Origin of the sequence: Vibrio genomosp. F10 str. 9ZD137 (assembly GCF_049974785.1) — a bacterium.
Classification (GTDB): Bacteria; Pseudomonadota; Gammaproteobacteria; order Enterobacterales; family Vibrionaceae; genus Vibrio.
On sequence record NZ_JBNGCJ010000376.1, the window covers coordinates 1 to 4,690 of the forward strand.

Annotated in this window: 4 protein-coding genes; 3 read left to right on the top strand and 1 reads right to left on the bottom strand. The window is 42.6% G+C overall.

Going from position 1 to position 4,690, the window contains the following annotated elements:
• On the top strand, positions 1-1,117 hold a 1,117-nt coding region (gene asnS, locus ACP45E_RS08395; RefSeq protein ID WP_069584881.1), incomplete at its 5' end, for an asparagine--tRNA ligase.
• An 89-nt stretch (positions 1,118-1,206) separates the two neighbouring features.
• On the opposite strand, the gene ACP45E_RS08400 is transcribed toward asnS, so the two are convergent.
• Positions 1,207-2,313 (bottom strand): GGDEF domain-containing protein, encoded by a 1,107-nt coding sequence (locus tag ACP45E_RS08400; RefSeq protein WP_017034408.1) that lies wholly within the window; start codon positions 2,311-2,313, stop codon positions 1,207-1,209.
• A gap of 307 nt (positions 2,314-2,620) precedes the next feature.
• On the opposite strand from ACP45E_RS08400, the gene ACP45E_RS08405 reads away from it, so the two are divergent.
• On the top strand, positions 2,621-4,069 hold the full coding sequence (locus ACP45E_RS08405; RefSeq protein WP_017038662.1) for an HD-GYP domain-containing protein: 1,449 nt from the start codon (positions 2,621-2,623) through the stop codon (positions 4,067-4,069).
• A 212-nt stretch (positions 4,070-4,281) separates the two neighbouring features.
• On the top strand, positions 4,282-4,690 hold a 409-nt coding region (locus ACP45E_RS08410), incomplete at its 3' end, for an aminotransferase class I/II-fold pyridoxal phosphate-dependent enzyme (protein ID WP_141707259.1).

Sequence of the window (4,690 nt, forward strand, 5' to 3'; positions counted from 1 at the left end):
CGACGTTAAAGTCGTTGGTTGGGTTGAAGATGCTGACACTTACCCAATGGCTAAGACACGTCACTCTATCGAATACCTTCGTGAAGTTGCTCACCTACGCCCACGCACTAACGTGATTGGCGCGGTAGCACGTGTACGTAACTGTCTATCTCAAGCGATTCACCGTTTCTACCACGAGCAAGGCTTCTTCTGGACTTCTGCTCCGCTTATCACTGCATCTGATGCAGAAGGCGCTGGTGAAATGTTCCGCGTTTCTACGCTAGACATGGAAAACCTACCACGCACTGAAAAAGGCGACGTCGACTTCAACGAAGATTTCTTCGGCAAAGAGACGTTCCTAACCGTATCTGGCCAACTTAACGCGGAAGCTTACGCTTGTGCACTCAGCAAGGTTTACACCTTCGGCCCAACGTTCCGTGCTGAAAACTCAAACACAAGCCGCCACCTAGCAGAATTCTGGATGGTTGAGCCTGAAGTTGCGTTTGCAGACCTTGACGATGTAGCAAAACTGGCTGAAGACATGCTTAAGTACGTGTTCGCTGCTGTTCTTGAAGAGCGACGCGACGACCTTGAGTTCTTTGCTTCTCGTATCGACAAGCAAGCAATTACTCGTCTAGAGCAATTCGTTGACGCTGATTTCGCACAGGTTGACTACACCGACGCAATCCAAATCCTACTAGACTCTGGTAAGAAATTTGAGTTTGACGTTGAGTGGGGCATCGACATGTCTTCTGAACATGAGCGTTACCTAGCTGAAGAGCACTTCAAAGCACCGGTTATCGTTAAGAACTACCCGAAAGACATCAAAGCGTTCTACATGCGCTTAAACGACGACGGCAAAACCGTTGCTGCAATGGACGTACTTGCACCAGGCATCGGTGAAATCATTGGTGGTGCGCAACGTGAAGAGCGTCTAGACATTCTAGATGAGCGTATGATCGCAATGGGTATCGACCCAGAGCACATGAGCTGGTACCGCGATCTACGTAAATACGGCACAGTGCCACACGCTGGTTTCGGTCTTGGTTTCGAGCGTCTAGTCTCTTACGTAACAGGTATGGGTAACGTTCGTGACGTGATTCCATTCCCACGTACTCCGCGTTCAGCAAACTTCTAAACCGTTTGATAGAACTTTAAAAGCCGGCCATCACAATTTGATGTCCGGCTTTTTATTTTCATGTCTATCCAGCTATTTATATCGTTTATTTATATGGTTTGTTCTAGGTCAATGATCCTAACCTGACCTTTTCTCGCTTTTTTCGCTTCGTACATTGCTTGATCAGCCACTCTTAAACTGTCGTATAAATTCGTTTGTTCTTCTGAGGTAAATACAACGCCAATACTTGCAGACATTGAGTGTTTCAGACCTCTAAGGCTTTCTAGTCGATCATTTGAAAACAGATCAATCACATCATCCGCTAGCGTAACGACGTTATTTTCTCCACGTGGTGCCTGTTTAACAAAAACCGCAAACTCATCACCACCTAACCTCGCCACATCATACTGGCTTAATCCATCCCCTATTCTATCGCTAGCAATCCTCTTTAAATGGTAACCAAAGTCTACGAGCACACTATCTCCAGTATCGTGTCCATAATCATCGTTGATCTGCTTAAAGTTATCGAGGTCAATGTATATTAAGGCAGAACGCTGAGTCGATATTCTTTGCATTGTACGGCCTAATATAGAACGAAAAGTGGCTCGGTTGGCTAATTGAGTCAATCCATCAAAATAGGCTAAGTTATGGATACCCTCTTCATGCATTTTCAATATGTAATCATCTGCTTTATTTTGAAAATAGATCAAAATATGACACATACCACTCAGTGCAGATAAAGTAATAATAAAACGAATTTTCATCACATCGTTATAGTCAGCAATGAGCCAATCATTAACGATCAATAAGGTTAATACACCAATAAAAAAAGTATTTAGAATGAGCCCTTGGCGAAAATGATTAATGAAAATACTGATAGCAGCTAGCGGATAAACCCAAAGGGAACCTGTATTTTGATAGCCCCCAGAAACGACCAATATCGTTGAAAGTGAATAGATAATCGTCGTTAATACGATCAAACCTGCATTTCTCCACCGGCTCATAACGTAGATGTTAGCTAGGCCGGAAACAGAAAAAAAAGCTAAAATACTGGCAAGAGTAATATTTTGATTATTAAAGTTAAACAAGCTAAAAAGAGTAAGAAAGAACAAGCCCAAAACCGTTAGCGCATTCACCATCATTCTTTGTCGACGATGTTTATCTTCCACGACTTCTACAAGCTTTTCAGCAACAAAATTATGTGTTTTTAGAGACACTAATGTTATTTCCTTTACAATCGGTAAGTGGGCATTCAACAACAGGAAAATAATTACTGATAATAATAATAACAGTAATTACAGTACAGCACCCTCTAACATGTCACAATTTGCTCTGTGTGACGCTCTATCCTCAATGTCACCTCTCTCCATACAAGCTGCAACAGCACTGGTTGTTCAACGGGATGATGATAATGATAAGCAAATTTGAAAGCGTTTTATTACTTACTCGGTCTACTTAAAGGCAGAATTGGTTTCAACGAGTAAACTAACAAATAGACCAAAAATAGGGTAACTAGGCTAGGCTATGACAAACTATCGGTACAATGTTTCACTAACTCTCAAAATGTACATTCTTGCTGGTGTCATCTTTGCTATCTATGGGGGACGAGTCTGCCCTATGCTAGAGACATTAACGGCCAACGAAATACTGGTTCATGTTGGGATTACTTTTACTTTCATGTGGTTTGTTCGTCATCGACTATCAATGAGCCATGACTCTTGGGCAACACAAAATGTAACCCAATCTGAGCCTCTACTGTTCTTTATTTTCAGTATTCCACTCGCGCTGTTTTATAACTTCAGCTACGACTTTCCAATAGAAAGCAATCTTAAAGTTCTCTTCGGTATGACGCTGTTTGGTTTTTTTACCGGCACGATTTTGCAACTCCACTCAAAAATAGCGCACTTTGAATTATGGCAAGATAATCGAAATGAGAGCGAAGTATTAGCGGGTCAACGTGAGTCCATGGTCAAGCAAATGATCATGATGATGGCCTTATTACTCATCACTCTCACCACGATGTTAGCCATGGTTGCGTTAAAAGATATTTTCTGGCTACAACATAGACCGGACCGCTTGTTAGATGGATCAGGCCAGTTAAGTGTGATCAAGGAGTTTATCTATATTTCTTTCGTCTTAGGCGGTTATGCAGGAGCAATTTTGTATCTATGGACAAAACTGATGAAGAAAATATTATTAAGCCAAGAGTGCTCTCTCATTGAAGTGACCCAAGGAAACATAAATACACGTCTCCCTGTCTTTGAGCATAATGAACTGGGGTCAATGGCTTACTTAACCAACCAAATGCTTGATAGTCTTCAATCTTCTCAAGATGAGGTTAAGGTGACTCGTGATGTTGCCATTATGAGTTTGTCGGCTCTTGCGGAATCTCGTGACAATGAAACCGGCGCACACATTATGCGCACACAAGAATATGTTAAAGCACTGGCGACAGAATTGAGCCACGACAAACGTTACGAGCAGCTGCTCTCTCCTGACTACATTGAGCTTCTCTATAAATCCGCGCCGCTGCACGATGTAGGAAAAGTTGGGGTTCCAGATAATGTACTACTCAAGCCTGGCAAATTAACGGAACAAGAATTTGAAATAATGAAGCAGCATCCAGAAATTGGGGCGCAAGCTCTCTCTATGGCAGAGGAACAACTGGGCACGACATCCTTCTTGATACTGGCAAAAGAGATTTCCCTCACCCATCATGAAAAGTGGAACGGCAGCGGTTATCCTAACCAATTAAAAGGGGAAGACATTCCTCTATCTGGCAGACTGATGGCATTAGCCGATGTGTATGACGCCTTAATCTCCAAACGAGTGTACAAACCCGCCTTTAGTCATGAAGAAGCTCGGTCGATCATTATTGAAGGTAAAGGGCTTCACTTTGACCCTTCTGTTGTGGATGCATTCATCGCCATTGAAGAGCAGTTCATTCAGATCGCTCGTGATCATCAAGATTAGGGCGTGTTGAATATAAATTTTAGGGACATTTGGTCGTCAAAAAGGGCTAAAACTATGGGTGAGTTCTAATGCAAATAGCGATTCCAGCAACAAAATTACGACTGTCGCATTTTTTTGTCATTTTCTGTTTTGTTTCGGTTGTTTCAAAAGGCGCACAAAGGTATAAATAAAGGAGTAATGAATACCACCCTAACCTAACACGGATGAAGATTATGTTTGAAAAAGTTCTCGCAGCTCCCGCTGACCCTATCCTTGGCCTGACAGAAGAGTTTAAGAAAGATACACGCTCTGAAAAGATTAACCTTGGTGTTGGCATTTACAAAAATGAAGCCGGTGAAACGCCGGTTCTTGCAACGGTAAAAAAAGCGGAAGCAGCGCTGCTTGAAACTGAGAAAACTAAATCTTACCTGACCATTGAAGGCACAGCTGAGTACGGCCTAGCTGTTCAAAAACTGCTTTTCGGTGCTGATTCAGACATTGTCGCTCAAAAAAGAGCAAAAACAGCACAAGCGCCAGGCGGTACAGGTGCACTTCGCGTTGCTGGCGAATTCATAAAACGTCAACTCGGTGATGTGAAAATTTGGATCAGCAACCCTACTTGGGCCAACCATAACGGTGTTT

Bases quoted from the DNA above. Each gene is read 5' to 3' on its own strand.
- ACP45E_RS08405 (WP_017038662.1), top strand. From the start codon at position 2,621: ATGACAAACTATCGGTACAATGTTTCACTAACTCTCAAAATGTACATT.